The sequence below is a fragment of the Microbacterium sp. p3-SID336 genome, from assembly GCF_025143365.1.
GTDB lineage: Bacteria > Actinomycetota > Actinomycetes > Actinomycetales > Microbacteriaceae > Microbacterium.
Window position 1 is genome coordinate 1 of sequence record NZ_JALXPE010000067.1, and the last position, 21,423, is coordinate 21,423.

Consider the following 21,423-nt stretch of genomic DNA (forward strand, 5'->3'; position numbering starts at 1 on the left):
CACGTTCATCCCCGAGGCCGACGACCTGCTCCCGAGGCGCGACGAGGCTGGGATCATGAACACTCCCGTGATCGAATCCCACGCTCTCCTCAAGTCCTTCGGGACGACGCACGCCCTCGCCGGGATCGACCTCGCGGTGCAGCGTGGAGAGTCCGTCGCCATCATGGGCGCGTCCGGTTCGGGCAAGACGACGCTCCTGCATGTGCTGGCCGGCATCACCGCCCCCGACGCCGGCAGCGTCACCTTCCACCCCGCGGTCGGAGCCCCTGTCGAGGTCACCGCGCTCGGCGAATCGGCCAGGTCACGACTGCGCCGCGAGCGGTTCGGGTTCGTGTTCCAGCAGGGCCTGCTGATCCCCGAGCTCACCGCCGTCGAGAACGTCGCGCTCGCCTCCATGATCAACGGGATCAAGCGGAAGGACGCGGTGCAGCATGCCGCCGCCTGGCTGGCGTCGCTCGGCCTCGCCGGCATGGAGGACCGCAGGATCGGCGAGCTGTCCGGTGGACAGGCGCAGCGCGTCGCCATCGCCCGCGCGCAGGCCACCGGCGCCGAGCTGGTGTTCGCCGACGAGCCGACCGGCGCGCTCGACTCCCAGACGTCCTCCGAAGTCATGGATGCCCTGCTGTGGTCGACCAGCGGGCAGGGCCGCACGCTCATCGTGGTCACCCACGACCCCGAGGTCGCCGCCCGCTGCAGCCGGACCATCGCCGTACGCGACGGCCGCATCGTCTCCTCGGCGGTGAACGCATGAACGCCAACGTCCTCACGCTCCTGCTCCGCCCGGCTCCGGGTCAGGGAAGCGTGCTCGCACTCCCCGTCGTCGCTTTCGGCGTCGTGACCACGCTCGTGCTCACCGTCATCGGCGGCGCGCAGACCTTCTGGACCTGGACGGACGAGTCTGCCGCGTTGTACCAGGCGCTGGCCGCGACCGCCCTGGTGCTGCTCGTCGTGCCGCTCATCTCACTCGGCGGCGCCGCGGCCCGGCTCTCGGCTCGCCGCCGTGACGAGCGGCTCTCCACCCTGCGGCTGCTCGGGGTCACGCCCGGCGGCGTCACGGTCGCCACGGTCGTGGAGTCGGTCCTGGTCGCCGCCGTCGGCGCCGCCGCCGGGATACTGGGCCACTACGCGCTGAGCCCGCTGATCGGACTGATCCCGTTCCGCGGAGCGGCGCTGGGGATCGCAGCGGTCGTCCTTCCCCCGCTGCAGATCACCGCGGTCGTGCTCGGGGTGCTGCTGCTCGCCGCCGGAAGCGCCGTCATCGGCCTGCGGCGCGTCGTCATCTCGCCGCTCGGCGTCCGCACCAGGAGCGCACCGGTGAAGGTGCACTGGATCCGCGCGGTCATCGCCGTCGTCGGCATCGCCACTGCCTTCATCCTCGTGAAGGTGTTCCCGATGATCGGCGGCCTCGTCGCCACCATCGCCGTGCTGGTCGCCATGTTCGCGGCCACGCTCGGCATCCTCAACCTGATCGGGCCCTGGGTCCTCAAGGTGTCCGCGTCGATGCAGCTCCGGCGGGCCGCGCGCCCGGAGCGACTGCTCGCCGCCCGCATGGTGCTCGACTCCCCCAAGGCGGCGTGGCGTCAGGTGGGAGGAATCGCCATGGCGAGCTTCATGGCGGTGTTCGCCGGAACCGGTGTCGCACTGCTGAACACGATCAGCTCCGGAGATGCCCAGCCGGAGGACCTGGCGCTCGCGGCCGACATCCGGACCGGCCTCATCATCACTCTCATCGGCTCCTTCCTGATGGTCGCCGCCTCGGTGGGCGTGAACCAGGCGTCGGACGTCCTCGATCAGAGCGAGCTGCACCGGAGTCTGCATCACCTCGGCATGCCGATGGAGACCGTCGACCGGGCACGGCGCCGCGCGATCATGTCGCCTCTGCTCATCACCGCGCTGGGCTCTGCGGTCTGCGCGGCGATCATGGTGTTCCCACTCGTCGGCATCGCGCTCATCGTCGCTCCGCTGTCGCTGCTCACCATCGCGACCGTGGTCGCCGTGGGCATCGGCGTGGTGTGGGCGAGCACGTGGGCCGCCCGCCCGCTGCTGCGGGGCGCGTTCCGCGCGGCGTGACGGGTCAGCGGCGGCGCTGGCACCGGGGGCAGAAGTGCGAAGAGCGGTTCATGAACGAGACGCGACGGATCTCTCCCCCGCAGCGGGGGCAGAGCTTCCCGCCGCGGCCGTAGGCGTTCAGCGAATGCGCGAAGTACCCGGCCTGGCCGTTGACGTTCACGTACTGCGCGTCGAAGCTGGTGCCGCCCTCGGCCAGGGCCTTCTGCAGCACCGTGCGGACCTCGGCGAGAAGCCGTCGCACGGCCGGTGTCGACAGTCGGTCCGCGGAGGTCTCCGGATGGATGCGCGCCGCCCACAGCGACTCGTCCGCATAGATGTTGCCGATGCCGCTGACCACGCCCTGGTCGAGCAGCACGCGCTTGACGGCGCTGCTGCGCCGGGCGAGCGCGCGGCGGAAGCCCTCGTCGTCGAAGAAGGGGTCCAGCGGGTCCCGGGCGATGTGCATCACCTGAGTGGGCACGCGCGAGGGCCCGTCGTCGACGAGTGCGTCCACCGCGAGGGAGCCGAACGTCCGCTGGTCCGCGAACACCACGGCCAGCTCACCGTGGACGGGGTGCTCGATGCCCAGCCGTATCCGCTCATGGCGCTCGGCCGGCGCATCCGGTGCGCGCAGCAGCATCTGTCCGCTCATGCCCAGGTGGGCGATCAGCGCCGAGGCGTCCCCCGCGACCGGAAGCCACAGGAACTTGCCGCGACGAGACGCACCCGTGAAAGCGCGTCCTTCCAGGCGCTCGACGAAGTCAGCGGCCCCGGCGGCGTGCCGCGTGAGCGCACGATCGTCGAACACGCTGACCGCCGTGACGGTGGCGCCGACCACCGCGGGCGCAAGGCCGGCACGGACGACCTCGACCTCGGGAAGCTCAGGCACGCTCGTTGAGGGTGCGCCACGCGCTGAGCGCAGCGGCCATCTCCGCGGTCTTCTTGCTGCTGCCGGTGCCGGTCATGCGCACATCCCCGACGGCGACCGTCGCAGTGAAACGGCGGTCATGATCCGGGCCGCTCGCCTCCACCGAGTACTGCGGCGGCGTCGCGCCGACACGGGCCGCGAGCTCCTGGAGGCTGGTCTTCGGATCCATCGCGGCGCCGTAGCGCTCGGGGTCCGCGAGCAGCGGCTCGGTGAGGCGCAGCACGAGCGCCGTGGCCGCATCGGGCCCCGCCGACAGGTACGTGGCACCGATGACGGCTTCCATCGTGTCGGCCAGGATCGAATCCTTGTCCCGACCGCCGGTCTGCTCCTCACCGCGGCCCAGCAGCAGATGGCTGCCGAGGCCGATGCCACGAGCCACCTCCGCGAGAGCCACGGTGGACACGACGCTCGCACGCCGCTTCGCCAGCTCCCCCTCGTCGAGGTCGGGGTGACGGGTGAACAGCATCACGGTGACCGCCTGCCCGAGCACCGAGTCTCCGAGGAACTCGAGCCGCTCGTTATGCGGGATGCCGCCGTGCTCGTAGGCGTAGGAGCGGTGGGTGAGCGCCAACTCCAGAAGCTCCGCGTCGATCTCGACGCGGAGCTTTGCTGGGAGAGGTCTCGTCCCCCCGGGGACCTCCGTCACGGTACGCGACTCAGACGTCGGCGACCTTGCGGCCCTTGTACTCGAGGAAGAGCTCGGTGCCCTGCGAGTCGGTGACGACCTTCGCCTGGTGCGGACGGCTGTAGACGACCTTGCCGTTCTCGATGGTCTTGACGAGCGCGGGAGCCTCGGCCTTCCACTGCGCGCGGCGCGAGCGGGTGTTGGAACGGGAGACCTTGCGCTTCGGGGGGTTACCAGCCATGACTAGCTCTCTTCTTTCTCGGCGGCACGACTCTCTGCCGTGCCGTCCTGGTCTGTGATCTGCTGGAGCGCACTCCATCGAGGATCGATGGGAGCTGCCTGCTCCGTCCCGGTGCTCTCGGTCAGCCTCTCGCCTGTGTTCGGGTCGAGCCCCAGGCAATCCGGCTGACACACCGGCTGAAAAGGAAGCGACAATACGGCCGCATCCCTGACGAGAGTTTCAAGATCCACGTGGTCGTCTTGAACCTCGAAGTCAGTTTCTTCCTCACCAGGATACGCGAAAAGCTCCTGGAACTCGACTTCGACCGGCCGGGCGATGTCCGTCAGGCAGCGCCCGCACACCCCGACATACTCCGCGTCGGCCGCGCCGGACACGAGGATGCCCTCGTGCACGGACTCCAGACGCACGTCGAGATCCAGCTCCGAACCCGCCTCGAACGACACGATGCCCTCCCCCCACTGCTCGGGCAGCGTCACCGTGAAGGTGTGCTCGCGCATCTCGCCCGGACGCCGGACGATGTCGCGAACGGGGAGCACGAAGGGGCTGTTGAGTCGGGAACGCACCTCGCCATGCTACCCGGGTCTGCCTGGAGCGGGGCCGGGAGCGGAGGCCGACGACGGAACCTCGGGAGCCCGGAATGGTGCGTCAGATGCCGCGGGCACCCGTGTCGAGGAAGGCCGCGACGGCCGGCGGAACGAACGGCGAGACGTCGCCTCCCAGCGACGCCACCTGGCGCACGAGCGAGCTGGACACCATGGCGTGCGAGGGGTCGGGGAGCAGGAACACGGTCTCGATGTCGGCGAGGTGACGGTTCACGATCGCCATGGGCGATTCGTACGCCACATCGACCTGGGAGCGGATGCCCTTCACCAGCACGCCGGCGTTCACGTCCCGGGCGTAGTCCACCAGCAGGCCCATGCTCCACGAGCCGATCACGATCTCGCCCTTCATGCCGTCCTCGGCGATCGAGCGCTCCAGCAGAGAGAGCCGCTGCGCGATCGGCAGCATCGCCTCCTTGCCGGGGTTGTGCACGACGAGCACGTGCAGCTCGTCGTAGAGGGCGGCCGCGCGACGGATCACATCGAGGTGACCCAGGGTCGGCGGATCGAAGGAACCCGGGACGACGGCGATCCGGCTGCTCATGCGTCCAGCCTAGGGCACGCCCGAAGGGCCTCAGTTCTTCGCCAGCGCCGCCCTGTCCTCGTCGCTCACGCGGCGCCCGATGGCCTCGCGCAGGCCCGGATGCGCGGCCAGCTGCGGGTCGACAGCAAGGATGCCCTCGGCCAGCTCGCGCGCGCGGGTGATCAGCCCGGCGTCCTTCACGACGCGCAGCAGCTTGAGCGAGGACCGCACGCCGGCCTGCGCCGCGCCCAGCACGTCCCCCTCGCCCCGCAGCTCGAGGTCGACCTCAGCCAGCGCGAACCCGTCGAGGGTCGCGGCGACCGCGTCCACTCGCTCCCTGGCCACCGATCCCGCCTCGGCCTCCGTGACCAGCAGGCACAGCCCGGGCACGCCCCCACGTCCGACGCGACCCCGAAGCTGATGCAGCTGAGAGACGCCGAAGCGATCCGCATCCAGCACGATCATGGTCGAGGCGTTCGGCACGTCGACGCCGACCTCGATCACCGTCGTGGCCAGCAGCAGGTCGATGTCGCCGCGCGCGAACGCCTGCATGACCGCGTCCTTCTCCTCCGAGGGCATGCGGCCGTGCAGCACGGCCCGACGCAGACTCCCGAGCTTCGGGTGGGTCGCCAGGGCCTCGTCCAGCTGCACGACCCCCCAGCGCGGCCCGTTCCCGCCCTCGGGGGCGAGTAGCGACTGCTCTCCGGCCTCGGCCGTCTTCGCCGCCGTGTCGATCGCCGCACACACCGCGAAGACCTGGCGGCCTTGCGCGATCTCCTCCGCCGCGCGCGCCCACACCCGGTTGAACCAACCCGGGTGCTCGGCGAGCGGCGCGACGTACGACTCGATACCGGCGCGCCCGGCCGGCATCGTGCGGATCACCGAGGTGTCGAGGTCTCCGAACACCGTCATCGCCACCGTGCGTGGGATCGGCGTGGCCGTGAGGACCAGTGCGTGCGGGCTCGACCCCTTCGCGCGCAGCGCCTCACGCTGCTCGACACCGAAGCGGTGCTGCTCGTCGACGACCACGAGGCCGAGATCGGCGAAGGTCGTCTTCTCGCCGAGCAGCGCGTGCGTGCCGACGACGATCAGCGCCTGCCCGGAGGCGACGCGGAGCGCGGCCTTACGGCGCTCGGCGGCCGGCAGCTGCCCCGTCAACAGCGTCGGCATGAGCAGAGGCGCGAGCTGCGGGCCGAGCATCTTCGTCATCGACCGCAGGTGCTGCGCCGCCAGCACCTCGGTCGGCGCGATCAGCGCTGCCTGTCCGCCGCTCTCGGCGACCTGCAGCATGGCCCGCAGCGCGACGAGGGTCTTGCCGGAGCCGACCTCGCCCTGCACCAGGCGGTTCATGGGCCAGGCGCCGAGCAGGTCTTCGGCGATCTGCGCCCCCACCGTGGACTGGTCGGGCGTGAGCGTGTACGGCAGCGCCGCGTCGAAGCGCTCCAGGAGCCCACCGGGCTGCGCCGGGCGCGGAGTGGCCGCGAGGGCCCTGACCGCGTCCCGCTGCTGCAGCAGGGCGGTCTGCAGTGTCAGCGCCTCATGCATGCGGAGCGTCCGCACCGCGGGGTCGATGTCGTTGCGCGTGCGCGGACGGTGGATGCGCTCCAGGGCTTCGCGAGCCGTGAGCAGCTCCTCGCGTTCCCTGATCTCCGGCGTCAGCGGGTCGGGCACCGTGCTCAGGTCGTCGAGCACCCGACCGACAAGACGGGCGATCTGCCACGTCTGGATGGCCGAGGTCGCGGGATAGATGGGAATCGGCACGGCGGCGCGGGCATCGGCACGGCGCCGCGCGGCATCCTCGTCGTCGAAGAGCTCGTACTCGGGATGGGCGAACTGCGTGACCCCGTTGAACTCCCCCACCTTGCCGGAGAAGACCCCACGACGGCCCACCGCGAGATCGTTGGAGCGCCACTCCGCCGCACCGATGTTCTTCGCGAAGAACGTCAGCGACATGCGTCCCACGCCGTCGCCGATCACCACGTCGACCATCGCTCCCGGCCGATTCCGCATGCGACGGAAGCTCGACGAGAGCACCTCGGCGACGATCGTCACCGTCTCACCGATCGGCAGATCCCTGATCGGGGTGAGCTCCCCGGGGTCCGCGTAGCGGCGCGGGTAGTGCGCGAGGAGGTCGCCGACGCTCTTCATGGCGAAAGCGCGGCCGAGGGTCTTGGCCGACGCCGCGCCGAGCGCCTCCTCCAACGAGGAATCGAGCGTGAGCGACATGCTCCGAGTCTAGAGAACGCGACCGACACGACACCGCCACGGGCTGCCGTATCGTGAACGGGTGACCAGGATCATCGCAGGCAGCGCACGCGGCGCGCGGCTCGAGGTGCCGGGCTCCGGCACCCGCCCCACCAGCGATCGTGTGCGGGAGTCCCTGTTCGGATCCCTGGAGACGCTCGACGCCGTCCACGGCGCGCGGGTGCTCGACCTGTACGCCGGATCAGGTGCACTGGGGCTCGAGGCGCTCAGCCGCGGTGCCGCCAGCGCCGATCTGGTCGAGCGCGGGCGCCAGGCGGCCGCCGTCGTGCGCCGCAACGCGGCTGTCGTCGCGAAGGCCGGAGGTCTGCCCACCGCACGCGTGCACGAGAGCACGGTGCACGCCTTCCTCGGTCGCGCCGTCGGCCCGTACGACCTCGTGTTCACGGATCCGCCGTACGACCTCGACGACGACGCCATGACCGCAGACCTCGTGGCCCTGGCCCCGCTCCTCAGCGCCGACGCCGTGGTCATCGTCGAACGTGCCCGCCGCTCGACGCCGCCCGACCTCGACACCGCCGGCCTCCGGCTGTTCCGCGAGAAGACCTACGGGGACACCACCCTGTGGTGGAGCGAGCCGATGGCGTCCGTGGATCAGCCCGCCACCGAATCCCAGTCGCGGTAGGGGTCCCAGCCGCTCACATCGACGGGGTGCCCGCCGCACAGCAGCCCCTCGTCGCCGCGGTCCACGACGCGTCCGATCACGCGGAACCCCGGAGGCAGCACGCCGTCAGGGAGGGTCGCGAGCAGCGCGTGGTCCTCGCCGCCGGCCAGCGCACGCTCCGGTGCGTCGCCCAGCGCCGACCGATCCAGCTCGATCGTCACCCCGGAGGCCTCGGCCAGTCGTCGCGCATCGAGCGCCAGGCCGTCCGAGACGTCCATCATCGCGGTCGCGCCCGCCGCGGCGGCGACGGTGCCGAGGCCGATCGGCGGAGACGGCCGCAGCTGCGCGGCGACGGCGGCGCTCTCTCCCGGGCCGAGGCGGGCCGGATCCACCGCCACCGGGGCGTCGCCGTCGCGGAAGCGTCCGAACAGCACTGCGAGCCCGTGTGCGGCGTGACCGAGCTCGCCCGCCACCGCCACGACGTCGCCGGGGCGTGCTCCGGCGCGGGTGACGGGTGCGCGGCCCTCCAGGTCGCCCAGCGCCGTGACCGCCACCGTGAGGACGTCGGACACGGTCAGGTCCCCGCCCACCACCGCGCAGCCGGGAGCCAGCGCCGCACACGCGTCTCGGAACCCGTCGGCCAGACGCTCCACGAACGACAGCCGCAGGTCGCGCGGGACCGCGAGGGCGACCAGCAGCGCCGTCGGCTTCGCACCCATCGCCGCGACATCGGCGAGGTTCACCGCAGCCGCCTTCCAGCCCAGGTCACGAGCGCTGGACCAGGCCAACCGGAAGTCGGGACCGTGCACGAGCGTGTCGGTGGTGGCCACGACCGAGCCCGAGGGTGCCGCCACGACGGCCGCATCGTCGCCTGGGCCGAGGAGCGTGTGGGCGCCCGGCTCGGTGCGAGCGAGGATGGCACGGAGGATGCGCCCCTCGGAGACCTCTCCCAGGCGCGGATCGTCGGCTTCGGGTCGGGAGTGCATGTCGTCAAAGGTAGCCTGGATACATGCCCCGTTCCCGCCGCTTCGCTGCCGTCGCGGGGGCGCTCGCCCTCGCCGCCGCCCTCGCCGGATGCTCCACCACCGTGCACCTGGAGCCCGCGGACGACGCCAACGACCCGGGCTGCGCCTCGGTCTCCGTGCTGCTGCCCGAGACCGTCAGCGGGTTCGAGCGGGTCTGGACCGACGCGCAGGCGACGGGCGCCTGGGGCGACCCGACGATCGTGCTGCGCTGCGGCGTGGAACCGCCGGCGCCGTCCGCCCTCGTGTGCACCACTCTGGGCGGCGTCGACTGGCTCGTGCTCGACCAGGAGGAGGAGCGCCAGCGCCTCGTGACCTACGGCCGGGAGCCCGCGGTCGAGATCACCATCCGTCGCGGCGAGCAGATCGACTTCCAGTCCATCGTGAACACGCTGTCCACGAGCATCCAGTCCGGCCTGGCGCCGGCGACGGCGGAGTGCACCGACCGGGTCGAGTTCCCCGCGAGCTGAGTGCCCGCGGGAAACAGTCGACTCAGCGGCGCAGACCCGCCTCGACGAGCTCCGTGATGAGGTCGCCGTAGCTGAGGCCGGAGGCGACCCAGCACTTCGGGAACATCGAGATCGGCGTGAACCCCGGCATCGTGTTGAGCTCGTTCACCACGAGCTCGCCCGACGGGGTGAGGAACATGTCCACCCGGGCGAGACCGCGGCCGTCCACCGCCTCGAACGCGCGGACCCCGGCTTCCTGCACCGCCGTCACCTGCTCCGGCGACAGCTCCGCGGGGCACACCACGTCGACGCCGTCACCCCCGAGGTACTTGCCCTCGAAGTCGTAGAAGCCCCGGTCGGTCAGCACGATCTCGCCCGGCAGCGAGGCCCGGACGCCTTCGGCTGCCTCCAGCACCGCGACCTCGATCTCGCGCCCGGTGACCCCGGTCTCGATGAGCACCTTGTCGTCCTCGGCGAACGCGACCGCGAGAGCCGCCTCCAGCTCGTCCGGCGCGCTCACCTTCGACACGCCGACGCTCGAGCCCGCCCTGGCCGGCTTCACGAACACCGGCAGTCCGAGTTCGGCGGCGCGGGCGCGCACGGCCTCCGGCGTCGCATCCCACTCCGCGCGGCGCACGGTGGTCCAGGGTGCGACGGCGATCCCGGCGGCCTGCAGCGCGATCTTCATGAAGTGCTTGTCCATGCAGAGCGCCGAGTCGAGCACGCCACCGCCGGCGTACGGCACCTCGAGCGTGTCGAAGTAGCCCTGGATCGTGCCATCCTCGCCGTGGGGTCCGTGCAGGATGGGCAGCACCACGTCGATCTCACCGAAGCCCTGTCGGGTGCCGTCGGCGTGGACCACGCGGAGCGTGCGGTCTCCCCCCGGCTCCGGCCAGAGCACGCGGCTGCCGTTGTCGACGACCTCGGGCAGATGCTCCGCGTCGAGCGGGAACTTCGCGGGGTCGTCGTCCTCCAGCACGAAGGCGCCCTCGCGGGTGATGCCGACCGGGATCACCCGGTAGCGGTCGCGGTCAATCGCGCCCAGCACTCCCCCCGCCGTTGCGGAACTGATCGAATGCTCGCTGGAGCGCCCGCCGAAGAGCACCACCACCGTCTGCTTGTCCATGGTTGGTCCTCTCCCCTTGGGGGGTGTCGTCGTCCGTCGTCAGGTGCGGGGCGATGTCGCGGGGATCCATCTTGCCGTCGAGCACCATCTTGACCTGCTCGACGATGGGCATATGGACATGGGCCTCGCGGGCGAGCTGCAGGATCGGGGCCACCGAGGCCAGCCCCTCGGCCGTCTGCTGCATCTGCTTCACGACGTCCTGGAAGCTGTACCCCTGGCCGAGCAGGCGCCCGGCGGTGTTGTTGCGGCTCAGCGGGGATTGACACGTCGCGATGAGGTCGCCGAGGCCCGCGAGCCCCTGGAGCGTCTCGGGCTGTGCACCGTTCGCCACCGCGAAGTCGGTCATCTCGACCAGCCCGCGCGTGATGATCGAGGCCTTGGTGTTCTCGCCGTACCCCACGCCGTCGACGATGCCGATCGCGACCGCGATGAGGTTCTTGAGCACGCCTCCGAACTCCGTGCCGATCACGTCCGTGTTCACGAACGTGCGGAAGTAGCCGTTGCGCGCCGCTCTCGCCACGACGTCGGCGGTCTCCTGGCTGCGTGAGGAGATCACGGCCGCGGTCGGCTGCTCCCTCGCGATCTCGAGGGCGAGGTTGGGGCCGGAGGCGACGGCGATGCGGTCGGGATCGCACCGCAGCTCCTCCTGGATCACCTGGCTCATGCGGAGTCCCGTGCCGCGCTCGACGCCCTTCATGAGGCTGACGATCCGGGAGTCTCCGGACGCGATCAGGGGGCGGAGCGCCTTGAGGTTCTCTCGCAGCGACTGGCTCGGCACGGACAGGTAGACCTGTTCGGCGCCGTCCAACGCGGAGGCGAGCTCGTGCGTCGCGGCCATGGCGCGCGGCAGGTTGATCCCGGGAAGATACCGGGAGTTGCGCTTGGCCTCGTGGATCTCGTGCGCGAGCTCCGCGCGACGCGCCCACATCGTGACCTGCGCCCCGCCGTCCGCCAGGATCTTGCCGAACGTGGTGCCCCAGCTTCCCGCGCCGATCACGGCGACGCGTGGTCCTGCGGGCTGGTGTCTCTTAGGAGTCAAGTCGACCCGTCTCCTTCTGGCCGTGGCTCGTCGGATTCCATCGCTCCGCCGGCGCCTTCTCCTCGCGCAGCTCCTCGAGCAGCGCGGTGATCGCGTTCATCAGGCGGGTCGTGGCCTCGTTCAGCGCCGCCGGCTCATGCGCCCGTCCCCGGAGATCCTCGACGTCGACCGGATCGCCCACGAGCACCTGCACCGGCTTACGGAGCGGCCACAGGCTCAGACCCTTCTGGTAGCGGCCCATGATCTCCTGGGTCCCCCACTGCGCCATCGGGATGAGCGGGATGCCGTCGGCGAGGGCGAGGCGCACGGCGCCGGACTTGCCGCGCATCGGCCACAGGTCGGGGTCCCGCGTGAGGGTGCCCTCTGGGTACACGATCACTCCCCGTCCGTGCTCGACGAGCGCCTCGGACTGGGCCATGGTCTGCTTCGCGGCGGTGGCGGAGGAGGTCCGCGCCACCGGCACCATTCCGGTGCGGTGCAGCACCCAGCCGAGCACGGGCACGCGGAAGAGGCTCTCCTTCGCCATGAAGCGAGGAGCCCTGCCCATGCGCCAGACCGCGACAGCGACGATCAGCGGGTCGAACTCCGAGTAATGGTTCGGCGCCAGCACGAACGCCCCCTCGCGCGGAAGCTTCTCCGCGCCGCGGACGCGGATCTTCGCGATCAGCGACACGAGCGGGATGACGAGCACCGCGAGCGGCCAGAAGAGGCTCGGCCGCGCCTTCTCCGGTGACCGGGAAGCCATCGGACTCACCGGATGACGTCGAAGTCGGCGCCCAGGGCGTCGAGCTTGGCGAGGAACTTCTCATAGCCGCGCGCGAGGATGTCCACACCGGACACCTTCGACTCGCCGGAGGCGGTGAGCGCGGCGATCACGTGGCTGTAGCCGCCCCGCAGGTCGGGGACCACGATGTCGGCGCCGTGCAGCGGCGTGGGACCGGTGATGACGGCTGCCTGCTCCAGGTCGCGGCGCGGCACACGGCGCGGGCCGTCCTGCAGCCCACGCGGGTGCACCACGATGTCGGCGCCCATCTTGACGAGGGCCTGCGTGAAGCCCATGCGGTTCTCATAGACCGTCTCGTGCACCACGGAGCGGCCGTGCGCCTGGGTCAGCGCGACCACGAGCGGCTGCTGCCAGTCGGTCATGAAGCCGGGGTGCACGTCGGTCTCGATCACGACCGGCTTGATGTCCCCGTCACGGCGGAACAGGATGCCGTCCTCCTGGATGTCGAACCAGCCGCCCGCCTTGCGGAAGACATTGAGGAACGTCAGCATCTCCTGCTGCTTGGCTCCGCCCACGAAGATCTCGCCGTCGGTGGCCAGCGCCGCCGAGGCCCAGGACGCCGCCTCGTTTCGGTCGAAGATCGACCGATGGTCGTAGCCGCGGAGCTTCTCGACGCCCTCGATGAGGATGACCCGGTTCGGCTCGTAGGAGATGATCGCGCCCATCTTCTGCAGGACGGCGATCAGATCCATGATCTCGGGCTCGATCGCGGCATTCCGCAGCTCGGTGATGCCCTCGGCGCGCACCGCGGTCAGCAGGACCTGCTCCGTCGCGCCCACGCTCGGGTACGGCAGGGGGATGTTCGCGCCGTGCAGACGTGCGCCACCCGTGGACAGTCGGATGCCGCTCGGCAGCTTCTCGACGATCGCACCGAACTTGCGCAGCGCGTCGAGGTGGAAGTCGATGGGCCGGTCGCCGATGCGGCAGCCGCCGAGGTCGGGGATGAACGCCTGCCCGAGTCGGTGCAGCAGCGGGCCGCAGAACAGGATCGGGATGCGGGACGCGCCGGCGTGGGCGTCGATCTCCTCGAAGTGCGCCGACTCCACATCGCTCGGGTCGAACACGAGCGCGCCGGGCTCGTCGCCGTCGCTGACGCGCACGCCGTGCACCTCGAGCAGCGAGCGGACCACGGCCACGTCGCTGATCGCCGGGACGTCCCGCAGCACGCTCGTCGTCTCGCCGAGCAGGGACGCGACCATCGCCTTGGTGGCGAGGTTCTTCGCACCCTTCACGTCGACCCGCCCGCGCAGCGGACGGCCTCCTCGAATGGCGAGGACGTCTCCGGTGAGTGCAGGCACTGCGTCGGGGAGAGCGTCGCGCACGGGTGTCGTCATTCGGGGCCTCACTTCGTTCATCGGGGGCGGTTTTACCCCTGGCTCCCCCGCCCCCTCCGTGTCATGGAACGGGGAGGGTCCGCGGCCGCCACGACTCGCGACGGGCCTCGAACTGCGCGATCTTGTCTTCGTTGCGCAGCGTGAGCCCGATGTCATCGAGCCCTTCGAGGAGCCGCCATCTAGTGTAATCGTCGATCCCGATGTCGGCCTGGAAGGCGCCGAGCGAAGCGGTGCGCGCCTCCAGGTCGACGGTCATCTGCGCCCCGGGCTCCTGCTCGATCGCCGCCCAGAAGCGCTCCAGGTCGTCCTCCGAGATCGTCGCGGCGAGCAGGCCCTGCTTGCCCGAGTTTCCGCGGAAGATGTCGGCGAAGCGCGGGCTCAGCACGACCTTGAAGCCGAAGTCCCGCAGCGCCCAGACGGCGTGCTCCCGGCTGGACCCGGTGCCGAAGTCCGGGCCGGCCACCAGGATCGACGCGCCCTGGTACGCGGGCCGGTTGAGCACGAACTCCGGGTCCTGCCGCCAGCCGTGGAAGAGCGCATCCTCGAACCCGGTCTTGGTCACGCGCTTCAGGAAGACCGCGGGGATGATCTGGTCGGTGTCGACGTTCGAGCGCTTCAGCGGCGCGGCGATGCCCGTGTGGGTCGTGAACTTCTCCATGGTCAGACCTCTTCCGTCAGATCGCTCGGGCTGGACAGCGTGCCGCGGATGGCGGTGGCCGCGGCCACGAGCGGGGAGACGAGGTGCGTCCGCCCGCCCTTGCCCTGACGCCCCTCGAAGTTGCGGTTCGAGGTGGAGGCGCAGCGCTCACCCGGCGCGAGCTGGTCCGGGTTCATACCCAGGCACATCGAGCAGCCGGCGAACCGCCACTCCGCGCCGAAGTCCTTGATGACCTGGTCGAGACCCTCGGCCTCGGCCTCCAGCCGGACGCGGGCGGAGCCGGGCACGACCATCACCCGCACACCGTCGGCCTTCTTCTTGCCCTGGATGATCGAGGCGAACGCGCGCAGGTCCTCGATGCGGCTGTTGGTGCACGAGCCCATGAACACGGCGTCGACCGGCACCTCCTTCAGCGGCGTTCCCGGCGTCAGGTCCATGTACTCCAGCGCGCGCTCGGCGGCCGCACGCTCATTGGGGTCCGCGATGGCCGCCGGGTCCGGAACAGACGACGACAGCGAGCTGCCCTGCCCGGGGTTCGTGCCCCAGGTGACGAAGGGCTCCAGCTCATCGGCGTCGATGAACACCTCGGCGTCGAAGGTCGCGCCCTCATCGGTCGGCAGCGTGCGCCAGTAGGCGACCGCGTCCTCCCAGTCCTGTCCCTTCGGGGCGTGCGGGCGCCCCTCCAGGTAGGCGAAGGTCGTCTCGTCGGGAGCCACCATGCCCGCGCGGGCACCAGCCTCGATCGACATGTTGCAGATCGTCATGCGGCCCTCCATGGAGAGAGCGCGGATCGCACTGCCGCGGTACTCGAGCACGTAGCCCTGGCCGCCGCCGGTGCCGATCTTGGCGATCACCGCGAGGATGATGTCCTTCGCGGTGACCCCGGGTCGCAGCGTGCCCTCGACGTTGATGGCCATGGTCTTGAACGGCTTGAGCGGGAGCGTCTGGGTCGCCATGACGTGCTCGACCTCGCTCGTGCCGATGCCGAACGCCATGGCGCCGAAGGCGCCGTGTGTCGAGGTGTGCGAGTCGCCGCAGACCACGGTGATGCCGGGCATCGTCAGCCCCAGCTGCGGCCCGACCACGTGCACGATGCCCTGCTCGGCGTCGCCCAGCGAGTGCAGTCGCACGCCGAACTCGGCGGCGTTGCGGCGCAGCGTCTCGATCTGCGTGCGGCTGGTCAGGTCGGCGATCGGCTTGTCGATCTCCCAGGTGGGGGTGTTGTGGTCCTCGGTCGCGATGGTGAGGTCGAGGCGCCGCAGCGGACGCCCTTCGCTGCGCAGACCGTCGAACGCCTGCGGGCTGGTGACCTCGTGCACGAGGTGCAGGTCGATGTAGATGAGGTCGGGCTGTCCGTCCTCGCCCTTGACGACGAGGTGGTCGTCCCACACCTTCTCGGCGAGGGTCCTGGGGCGTGCGGACGAGGCTCCGGTGTCGGGGCTGGTCATGGCGTGTCTCCTGTGGCTGGCGGTTCGGCCCACGATGGACTCCGCGACGAGGAGGGGCTCTAGATCGAGGTCTCGCCGCGGCCGCTAAGAAGGAGCACGGTCCGCATGACGTCAGGTTACCACCGCTCGGACACGCCTCGACGCGCCGTGACACTCTGTTGCTCACCCGCCCGATCGAGAGGCCCGCATGACCGTCGACACCGCCCGCTTCGCCACCCGCGCCGTCCACGCCGCCCGGGGTCGCGAGACCGCCGCCCCGCGGGCCACGCCGATCTATCTGACCGCCGGGTTCGAGTTCGATGACTTCGACCACGCCGCCGGTCACTTCCAGACCGGGGCCGGCTTCGGCTACACGCGCACCGGGAATCCGACCGTGCACGCCGTCGAGCGTCAGCTCGCCGCCCTGGAGTCGGGTGCGGACGCCGTGCTGGTCGCGAGCGGACAGGCGGCCGTGACCACCGCGCTCCTGTCGGTGGTGGGCGCCGGCGACCACATCGTGTCGTCGACGCACATCTACGAAGGCACGCGCGGCCTCTTCCTCGACAACCTGGCGCGGCTGGACATCGAGACCTCGTTCGTGGACGACATCGCCGACCCCGCCGCCTGGCGTGCGGCCATCCGCCCGAACACCCGTGCCCTGTTCGCCGAGTCCCTCGCGAACGCACGCAACGACGTGCTCGACGTCGCGGCGGTCAGCGCCGTCGGCGAGGAGAGCGCGATCCCGCTGATCGTCGACAACACCCTCGCCACGCCCGCACTGCTGCGTCCCCTCGAGCACGGCGCGGCGATCGTCGTGCACTCGGCGTCCAAGTTCCTCGCCGGCCACGGCGCGGTGCTCGGCGGTGTCGTCGTCGACGACGGCCGCTTCGACGCGGAGCGTGCCGGCCACAACGCGCCGCATCTGGTGCTCCCGGGGCGCGGCGGCACTCCGAGCGTCGCCGCCCGGCACGGCGGCCGCGCACGCATCGCGTACGCGCGGGAGTCGGTCGCGCCGCGCTTCGGCGCCTCCCCCTCGCCCCTGAACGCATTCCTCATCGGGCAGGGCACCGAGACGCTCGAGCTGCGCGTGGAGCGGCAGTCCCGGAACGCGCTCGCGGTTGCCCGGTGGCTGGAGGCGCACGACGCCGTGGAGAGCGTCGACTACGTGGGGCTGCCGTCCCACCCGCATCACGCCACGGCCCTGCGGTACCTCGACGGCGGCTTCGGCTCGATCTTCACGTTCACGCTGTGCGGCGGGCTCGCGGCAGCACGCCGCTTCGTGGAGCAGGTGGAGGTGTTCACGCACATGACGCACATCGGCGACGTGCGCTCGCTCGTGCTGCACCCCGGCACGACGAGCCACGCGCAGCGCACGGAGGAGGAGCGCTCCGTGCTCGGCGTCGGCCCCGGGACGCTCCGCCTCTCGATCGGCATCGAGGACGTCGACGACCTCGTGGCGGATCTCGCGCGCGTGCTGGAGCCCGTGCGGGAGACGGTGTCATGAGCCGACCGCAGCACTTCGGGTGGTTCCTCGCCCGCGGATTCGGTCCGCAGGGCTGGGGCTATCCTTCTCTGGACTGGGACTACGACTGGACGCGGCCCGAGGTCTACCAGGAGGCCGCACGCACGCTCGAACAGGCCGGGTTCGACCTCGTCATCATCGAGGACAGCCCCTCCCTCGGGTCGCCCGAGACGCTCGACCTGCGCGTGCGCCATGCCTTCGGCGGGCCCAAGCACGACCCGCTGCTGCTGGCGCCGTATCTCTTCCAGGCCACGCGGCACCTCGGCGTTGTGCCCACGGTGAACCCCGCCGCATCGCTGCCGTACACGTCCGCGCGGCAGTTCGCCACGCTGCAGCACCTCAGCGGCCACCGGCTCGGGCTGAACGTGGTGACCGACACCGGCAGCGCCCGCCACTTCTCGGACGCGCCGCAGCTCGGCCATGACGAGGCCTACGACCGTGCCGAGGAGTGGCTGGAAGGCATCAGGCAGCTGTGGCGCAGCTGGGACGAGGGCGCGCTCGTGCGCGATCGCGAGACCGAGGTCTATGCGGACGGCGGTCGGATGCGCCCCGTCCGGCACCGCGGAACGCACTACTCCTTCGACGGCCCCCTCAACGCGCTGCCGTTCACCGACGGCGAGCCCGCGATCGTCTCCCCCGGCGGCTCCGGGCGCGGGCTGGGATTCGCCGGCGCGAACTCCGACGTCCAGCTCGCGCTGGCCCCGCTGCATGAGGCCTCGGTGCGCGACTACCGCGCCAGGGTGCACGACGCCGCCGTCGCGAACGGACGCCGTCCGGAGGACATCGCGATCCTGTTCGCCATCCAGCCCGTGCTCGTGGCCTCAGCCGAGGAGGCCGACCGGATCGTCGCCGCGTCCGCGCGACCGGACGAGGCCGCACTGCGGCAGATCGCCCGCAAGCAGTCCAGCGACCTGGAGACGGACCTCACGGCGCTGGACCTGGATCGGCCGCTCGACCTGTCCGCCTTCGGCGGTCATGTGTCCCGCGGCAGCATCCAGCGCCTGATCGGCGACCGCGGCGAGGAGGCCCCGCTCCGCGCGCACCTGACCGCGCTCGCCCGCACGGGCCGCATCGCCGACCGGACCGGGTTCGTCGGCACGGCCGAGGAGTTCGCCGACCTGATCGACGAGCTCGGCGAGTGGGGCAACGACGGCGTGCTGCTGTGGGGGGACTTCCACCCGGTCACGCTGCATCGCACGCTGGACGAGCTGGTGCCGATCCTCCGGCGACGCGGCATCCTGCGCCGCGAGTACGCGGAGGGCGGCCTGCAGGCGAACCTGCGCGCCTTCTGACGCGCAGGCCGCCCGGTGTCACTCCCCGACCGGGGCCTTGCGCTTCTCCGCGCGCTTCTCCCGCGACGACGCCACGAGGCTCGCCACGGTCGCGACGGTCATCGATACGAGGATCACGCCGAGGGACACCATGTTGTCGATGTCGGGCACCCACTCGACGTGCTGGCCGCCGTTGATGAAGGGCAGCTCGTTGACGTGCAGCGCGTGCAGGATCAGCTTGATGCCGATGAAGCCGAGGATCACCGCGATGCCGTAGTGCAGGTAGCGCAGGCGGTCGAGCAGGTCGCCCAGCAGGAAGTAGAGCTGGCGCAGACCCATCAGCGCGAAGATGTTCGCGGCGAACACCAGGAAGCCGTTGGTCGTGATCTCGAAGATCGCGGGGATCGAGTCGATCGCGAAGATGAGGTCGGTCACGCCGATCGTGATGAACACGATCACCATGGGCGTCCACATGCGGGTGCCGTCGACGGTCGTGCGGATCTTCGAGCCGTCGTAGGTCTCGCTGATGTCGATGCGACGGCGGAGCACCCGGACGATGAAGTTCTCGCGCTTGACCTCGTCGTCGTGGTCGCCCTCCGGCATGGCCTGGCGGATGGCGGTGTACACGAGGAACGCGCCGAAGACGTAGAAGATCGGCGAGAAGTTCTCGATGATCGCGACGCCCACGAGGATGAACAGGCCGCGGAGGATCAGCGCGATGATGATGCCCACCATGAGCACCTGCTGCTGCAGCCGGCGCGGCACCGCGAACTGCGCCATGATCAGCACGAACACGAACAGGTTGTCGACCGAGAGGCTGTACTCCAGCGCCCAGCCGGTGATGAAGTCGCCCGCGTTCTGCCATCCGCCCACGTTGCCGAGCAGCACCGCGAACAGCAGTGCGAGCGCCACGTAGAACACGACCCAGAGCGTCGACTCCTTGGTCGACGGGATGTGCGGACGCAGCCGGATGAGCAGAAGGTCGCCGATCAGGATGATCGTGAGCACGACCATCGAGGTGATCTCGAACCAGACGGGGATTTCCACGGGCGCTGTGCACCTTTCGAGGGGTCGGGTATGAGCCGAAAGTCTCTCCCCCGCACGGTCATGCGGCGCGCGCCCGGAGCAGCGATGTCGATGCTCGTGATGACGTTACGCGCGGAATCGGGATACTCCCTCTCGCCCGGGCAATGCTACCGGAGTCCCGGCGTCGAGCGGCGACCGGATCTGAGACGATGAGGCATCCGCCGACACTCTCCCCATGAGAGACAGAACGGAACCCCCATGCCCGTGCAGACGACTGACCAGAGGTGGGCGGCCCAGGCCGCGGCCGGCGACCAGAGCGCCTTCCGCGCGCTGTACCGTGCACATGTCCGCCCCGTGTACTGGATCGCGCAGGGGATCCTCGGATCGCCCGCGGACGCCGAGGACGTGACGCAGGAGACGTTCGTCGTCGCCTGGCGGAAGCTCCCCGGGCTGGAGCTGCAGGGCGAGTCGATCCTCCCCTGGCTCGCGACCATCTGCCGGTTCCAGGCGGCGAACCGCCTGCGACAGCGGCGGCGCGACCAGGCGCACACGACGGAGGCCCCCGACCAGGAGCTGCCGGATGCCGTGAGCGTGGAGGATCAGGTGATCACGGCGGCCCTCGCGGCACGCATCGCCGCCGAGGTGGGCAGCCTCAGCGAGCTCGACCGCGAGATCTTCCGGCTCTGCGCGTCGGAGGGCTATGCCTATCACGCCGCCGCCGCCGAGCTCGGGGTCACGCACGCGGTGGTCCGCAACCGTCTCTCCCGAGTGCGCACGCAGCTGCGCGGCGCCGTCCAGGAAGTGAGAGACGCATGAACGACCAGACCCCTGCCGACCTGTCGGCGCAGCCCGAGCTGCCTGCCCTGTCGGACGCGAGCGTGGAGCGCATCGAGCGGGCCGTGTTCGCCGAGATCGCGGGCGAGCGCGCACCGGTGAACCCCGCGCGCGAGCGCGCACGCCGCCGTCGGCGGCGGTGGCTCACCGGCGGAGGCATCGCGGCGGCCTTCGTGGTGGGAGTGCTCGTGACCCCGCCGATCCTGAACAGCGTCGGGGGAACCGCGACCTCCACAGCGGACGGCGGGGCCCCGACGGGATGGTCGGCGGTGTCCGGGAGCTCCGCAGACCGGAGCACCGAGTCGCTGCCCGGCACGCTGCCGGAAGGCACCGTCGCCGACGATCTCGCGCAGACGGCGGTCGGCGAGGACGCCAGGGAGATCATCGCGACCGCGCAGGCGACCGTCCAGGTGAAGGACATTCCCGCGGCCGCTGCGGATATCGCGGCGCTGGCCGAAGAGCACGGCGGCTACGTCGAGAGCACCGAGGTGAGCAGGGCGATGGCGATCGACGACGGCACGCAGCCGGCGCCCGCCAACGACGGCTACGGCTGGATCAGCATCCGCGTGCCCTCCGCCGACCTCACGGAGGTGATCGCGGCTCTCGGCGACAGCGGGGAGGTGCTGTCGTCCTCCGTCTCGAAGCAGGATGTGACCGCGGCGGCGATCGACCTGCAGGCCCGCGTCGACTCGACCCGTGCGTCGGTGCAGCGGCTGACGGAGCTCATGGCACAGTCCGGCAGCGTCTCGGAGCTGATCGAGGCCGAGGTGGCGCTCACCGACCGTCAGGCGCAGCTGGAATCGTACGAGCAGCAGCTCGCGGCGCTCGAGGACCAGGTCGCGATGTCCTCCCTTCAGGTGCAGCTGACCCGAGCGGTTACTCCGACCACGGCCGACCCCGCCGGCTTCGGCGACGGCCTGCTCGCCGGCTGGAACGGGCTCGTGGTGTCGCTGAACGCGTTGGTGATCGCGGTGGGCTTCCTGCTCCCGTGGCTCGCGGTCGCCGCTGTCGTCGTGCTGGTGGTGTGGCTGATCCGTCGAGCGCGTCGTCCCCGGCGGCCTGCGGCCACCGTGCCCGAGCCGTCGCCGATGGAGGAGTGA

General features: G+C 70.8%; 22 protein-coding genes. 8 read left to right on the forward strand and 14 right to left on the reverse strand.

The features are described 5' to 3' along the window. Positions 1–55 precede the first annotated feature (55 nt). A complete protein-coding gene (locus M3C17_RS16235) occupies positions 56–751 on the forward strand; it encodes an ABC transporter ATP-binding protein (RefSeq protein ID WP_259979001.1) in 696 nt (231 codons plus the stop codon). Further along, a complete protein-coding gene (locus tag M3C17_RS16240; RefSeq protein WP_259978976.1) occupies positions 748–2,070 on the forward strand; it encodes an FtsX-like permease family protein in 1,323 nt (440 codons plus the stop codon). The genes M3C17_RS16235 and M3C17_RS16240 overlap by 4 nt, the downstream gene beginning before the upstream one ends. A 4-nt stretch (positions 2,071–2,074) precedes the next feature. On the opposite strand, the gene mutM is transcribed toward M3C17_RS16240, so the two are convergent. The 6 genes from mutM to M3C17_RS16270 form a co-directional block, all read right to left on the reverse strand. Beyond that, the gene (mutM, locus tag M3C17_RS16245; RefSeq protein ID WP_259978977.1) at positions 2,075–2,938 is read right to left on the reverse strand and encodes a bifunctional DNA-formamidopyrimidine glycosylase/DNA-(apurinic or apyrimidinic site) lyase; all 864 of its coding nucleotides are present in this window, start codon (positions 2,936–2,938) and stop codon (positions 2,075–2,077) included. Beyond that, positions 2,931–3,623 (reverse strand): ribonuclease III, encoded by a 693-nt coding sequence (rnc, locus tag M3C17_RS16250; RefSeq protein WP_259978978.1) that lies wholly within the window; start codon positions 3,621–3,623, stop codon positions 2,931–2,933. Before rnc ends, mutM begins: the two co-directional genes overlap by 8 nt. Positions 3,624–3,633: 10 nt before the next feature. Continuing rightward, a complete protein-coding gene (gene rpmF, locus M3C17_RS16255) occupies positions 3,634–3,843 on the reverse strand; it encodes a 50S ribosomal protein L32 (protein ID WP_013586329.1) in 210 nt (69 codons plus the stop codon). Between the two features lie 2 nt (positions 3,844–3,845). Continuing rightward, positions 3,846–4,340 (reverse strand): DUF177 domain-containing protein, encoded by a 495-nt coding sequence (locus M3C17_RS16260; RefSeq protein ID WP_259979002.1) that lies wholly within the window; start codon positions 4,338–4,340, stop codon positions 3,846–3,848. Positions 4,341–4,488: 148 nt separating this feature from the next. Next, positions 4,489–4,986 (reverse strand): pantetheine-phosphate adenylyltransferase, encoded by a 498-nt coding sequence (gene coaD / locus M3C17_RS16265; RefSeq protein ID WP_259978979.1) that lies wholly within the window; start codon positions 4,984–4,986, stop codon positions 4,489–4,491. A 30-nt stretch (positions 4,987–5,016) separates the two neighbouring features. Then, complete coding sequence (locus M3C17_RS16270; RefSeq protein WP_259978980.1) at positions 5,017–7,191, reverse strand: ATP-dependent DNA helicase RecG; 2,175 nt, start codon at positions 7,189–7,191, stop codon at positions 5,017–5,019. Between the two features lie 61 nt (positions 7,192–7,252). On the opposite strand from M3C17_RS16270, the gene rsmD reads away from it, so the two are divergent. After that, positions 7,253–7,852, forward strand: coding sequence for a 16S rRNA (guanine(966)-N(2))-methyltransferase RsmD (gene rsmD, locus M3C17_RS16275; RefSeq protein ID WP_259978981.1), 600 nt, complete (start codon positions 7,253–7,255; stop codon positions 7,850–7,852). Here rsmD and thiL read toward each other — a convergent pair. Then, on the reverse strand, positions 7,822–8,817 hold the full coding sequence (thiL, locus tag M3C17_RS16280) for a thiamine-phosphate kinase (protein ID WP_259978982.1): 996 nt from the start codon (positions 8,815–8,817) through the stop codon (positions 7,822–7,824). The genes rsmD and thiL overlap by 31 nt on opposite strands. 23 nt (positions 8,818–8,840) lie before the next feature. On the opposite strand from thiL, the gene M3C17_RS16285 reads away from it, so the two are divergent. Then, positions 8,841–9,323, forward strand: coding sequence for a DUF3515 domain-containing protein (locus M3C17_RS16285; RefSeq protein ID WP_259978985.1), 483 nt, complete (start codon positions 8,841–8,843; stop codon positions 9,321–9,323). 22 nt (positions 9,324–9,345) lie between these two features. Here M3C17_RS16285 and M3C17_RS16290 read toward each other — a convergent pair whose 3' ends face one another. From M3C17_RS16290 to leuC, 6 genes are all read right to left on the reverse strand, one after another. Continuing rightward, entirely contained in the window at positions 9,346–10,428 is a 1,083-nt protein-coding gene (locus M3C17_RS16290; RefSeq protein ID WP_259978986.1) for a D-alanine--D-alanine ligase family protein, read from the reverse strand. Next, positions 10,334–11,467 (reverse strand): NAD(P)H-dependent glycerol-3-phosphate dehydrogenase, encoded by a 1,134-nt coding sequence (locus tag M3C17_RS16295; RefSeq protein WP_259978987.1) that lies wholly within the window; start codon positions 11,465–11,467, stop codon positions 10,334–10,336. Before M3C17_RS16295 ends, M3C17_RS16290 begins: the two co-directional genes overlap by 95 nt. Continuing rightward, positions 11,457–12,212: a 1-acyl-sn-glycerol-3-phosphate acyltransferase gene (locus M3C17_RS16300; protein ID WP_259978989.1), complete on the reverse strand. Its 756-nt coding sequence runs from the start codon at positions 12,210–12,212 to the stop codon at positions 11,457–11,459. Before M3C17_RS16300 ends, M3C17_RS16295 begins: the two co-directional genes overlap by 11 nt. A 5-nt stretch (positions 12,213–12,217) precedes the next feature. Then, positions 12,218–13,585: a UDP-N-acetylglucosamine 1-carboxyvinyltransferase gene (murA, locus tag M3C17_RS16305; RefSeq protein ID WP_259978990.1), complete on the reverse strand. Its 1,368-nt coding sequence runs from the start codon at positions 13,583–13,585 to the stop codon at positions 12,218–12,220. Between the two features lie 61 nt (positions 13,586–13,646). Beyond that, positions 13,647–14,243, reverse strand: coding sequence for a 3-isopropylmalate dehydratase small subunit (gene leuD / locus M3C17_RS16310; RefSeq protein ID WP_259978993.1), 597 nt, complete (start codon positions 14,241–14,243; stop codon positions 13,647–13,649). Positions 14,244–14,245: 2 nt separating this feature from the next. Beyond that, positions 14,246–15,691 (reverse strand): 3-isopropylmalate dehydratase large subunit, encoded by a 1,446-nt coding sequence (leuC, locus tag M3C17_RS16315; protein ID WP_259978994.1) that lies wholly within the window; start codon positions 15,689–15,691, stop codon positions 14,246–14,248. 187 nt (positions 15,692–15,878) lie between these two features. Between leuC and M3C17_RS16320 the strand changes: the two genes are divergently transcribed. After that, complete coding sequence (locus M3C17_RS16320) at positions 15,879–17,174, forward strand: O-acetylhomoserine aminocarboxypropyltransferase/cysteine synthase family protein (RefSeq protein ID WP_259978995.1); 1,296 nt, start codon at positions 15,879–15,881, stop codon at positions 17,172–17,174. Continuing rightward, on the forward strand, positions 17,171–18,484 hold the full coding sequence (locus M3C17_RS16325) for an LLM class flavin-dependent oxidoreductase (RefSeq protein WP_259978996.1): 1,314 nt from the start codon (positions 17,171–17,173) through the stop codon (positions 18,482–18,484). Before M3C17_RS16320 ends, M3C17_RS16325 begins: the two co-directional genes overlap by 4 nt. Before the next feature lie 18 nt (positions 18,485–18,502). Here M3C17_RS16325 and M3C17_RS16330 read toward each other — a convergent pair whose 3' ends face one another. Continuing rightward, positions 18,503–19,510, reverse strand: coding sequence for a TerC/Alx family metal homeostasis membrane protein (locus M3C17_RS16330; RefSeq protein WP_259978997.1), 1,008 nt, complete (start codon positions 19,508–19,510; stop codon positions 18,503–18,505). 237 nt (positions 19,511–19,747) lie between these two features. Here M3C17_RS16330 and M3C17_RS16335 point away from each other — a divergent pair, with 237 nt between their 5' ends. Further along, a complete protein-coding gene (locus tag M3C17_RS16335) occupies positions 19,748–20,305 on the forward strand; it encodes an RNA polymerase sigma factor (protein WP_259978998.1) in 558 nt (185 codons plus the stop codon). After that, the gene (locus M3C17_RS16340; protein WP_259978999.1) at positions 20,302–21,423 is read left to right on the forward strand and encodes a DUF4349 domain-containing protein; all 1,122 of its coding nucleotides are present in this window, start codon (positions 20,302–20,304) and stop codon (positions 21,421–21,423) included. Before M3C17_RS16335 ends, M3C17_RS16340 begins: the two co-directional genes overlap by 4 nt.

Coding starts and splice junctions, on each gene's coding strand:
- M3C17_RS16235 (WP_259979001.1), top strand. CDS start 56: ATGAACACTCCCGTGATCGAATCCCACGCTCTCCTCAAGTCCTTCGGG.
- M3C17_RS16240 (WP_259978976.1), top strand. CDS start 748: ATGAACGCCAACGTCCTCACGCTCCTGCTCCGCCCGGCTCCGGGTCAG.
- rpmF (WP_013586329.1), bottom strand. CDS start 3,843: ATGGCTGGTAACCCCCCGAAGCGCAAGGTCTCCCGTTCCAACACCCGC.
- M3C17_RS16260 (WP_259979002.1), bottom strand. CDS start 4,340: ATGCGCGAGCACACCTTCACGGTGACGCTGCCCGAGCAGTGGGGGGAG.
- coaD (WP_259978979.1), bottom strand. CDS start 4,986: ATGAGCAGCCGGATCGCCGTCGTCCCGGGTTCCTTCGATCCGCCGACC.
- M3C17_RS16270 (WP_259978980.1), bottom strand. CDS start 7,191: ATGTCGCTCACGCTCGATTCCTCGTTGGAGGAGGCGCTCGGCGCGGCG.
- thiL (WP_259978982.1), bottom strand. CDS start 8,817: ATGCACTCCCGACCCGAAGCCGACGATCCGCGCCTGGGAGAGGTCTCC.
- M3C17_RS16285 (WP_259978985.1), top strand. CDS start 8,841: ATGCCCCGTTCCCGCCGCTTCGCTGCCGTCGCGGGGGCGCTCGCCCTC.
- M3C17_RS16290 (WP_259978986.1), bottom strand. CDS start 10,428: ATGGACAAGCAGACGGTGGTGGTGCTCTTCGGCGGGCGCTCCAGCGAG.
- M3C17_RS16300 (WP_259978989.1), bottom strand. CDS start 12,212: ATGGCTTCCCGGTCACCGGAGAAGGCGCGGCCGAGCCTCTTCTGGCCG.
- murA (WP_259978990.1), bottom strand. CDS start 13,585: ATGACGACACCCGTGCGCGACGCTCTCCCCGACGCAGTGCCTGCACTC.
- leuD (WP_259978993.1), bottom strand. CDS start 14,243: ATGGAGAAGTTCACGACCCACACGGGCATCGCCGCGCCGCTGAAGCGC.
- leuC (WP_259978994.1), bottom strand. CDS start 15,691: ATGACCAGCCCCGACACCGGAGCCTCGTCCGCACGCCCCAGGACCCTC.
- M3C17_RS16320 (WP_259978995.1), top strand. CDS start 15,879: ATGACCGTCGACACCGCCCGCTTCGCCACCCGCGCCGTCCACGCCGCC.
- M3C17_RS16325 (WP_259978996.1), top strand. CDS start 17,171: ATGAGCCGACCGCAGCACTTCGGGTGGTTCCTCGCCCGCGGATTCGGT.
- M3C17_RS16335 (WP_259978998.1), top strand. CDS start 19,748: ATGCCCGTGCAGACGACTGACCAGAGGTGGGCGGCCCAGGCCGCGGCC.
- M3C17_RS16340 (WP_259978999.1), top strand. CDS start 20,302: ATGAACGACCAGACCCCTGCCGACCTGTCGGCGCAGCCCGAGCTGCCT.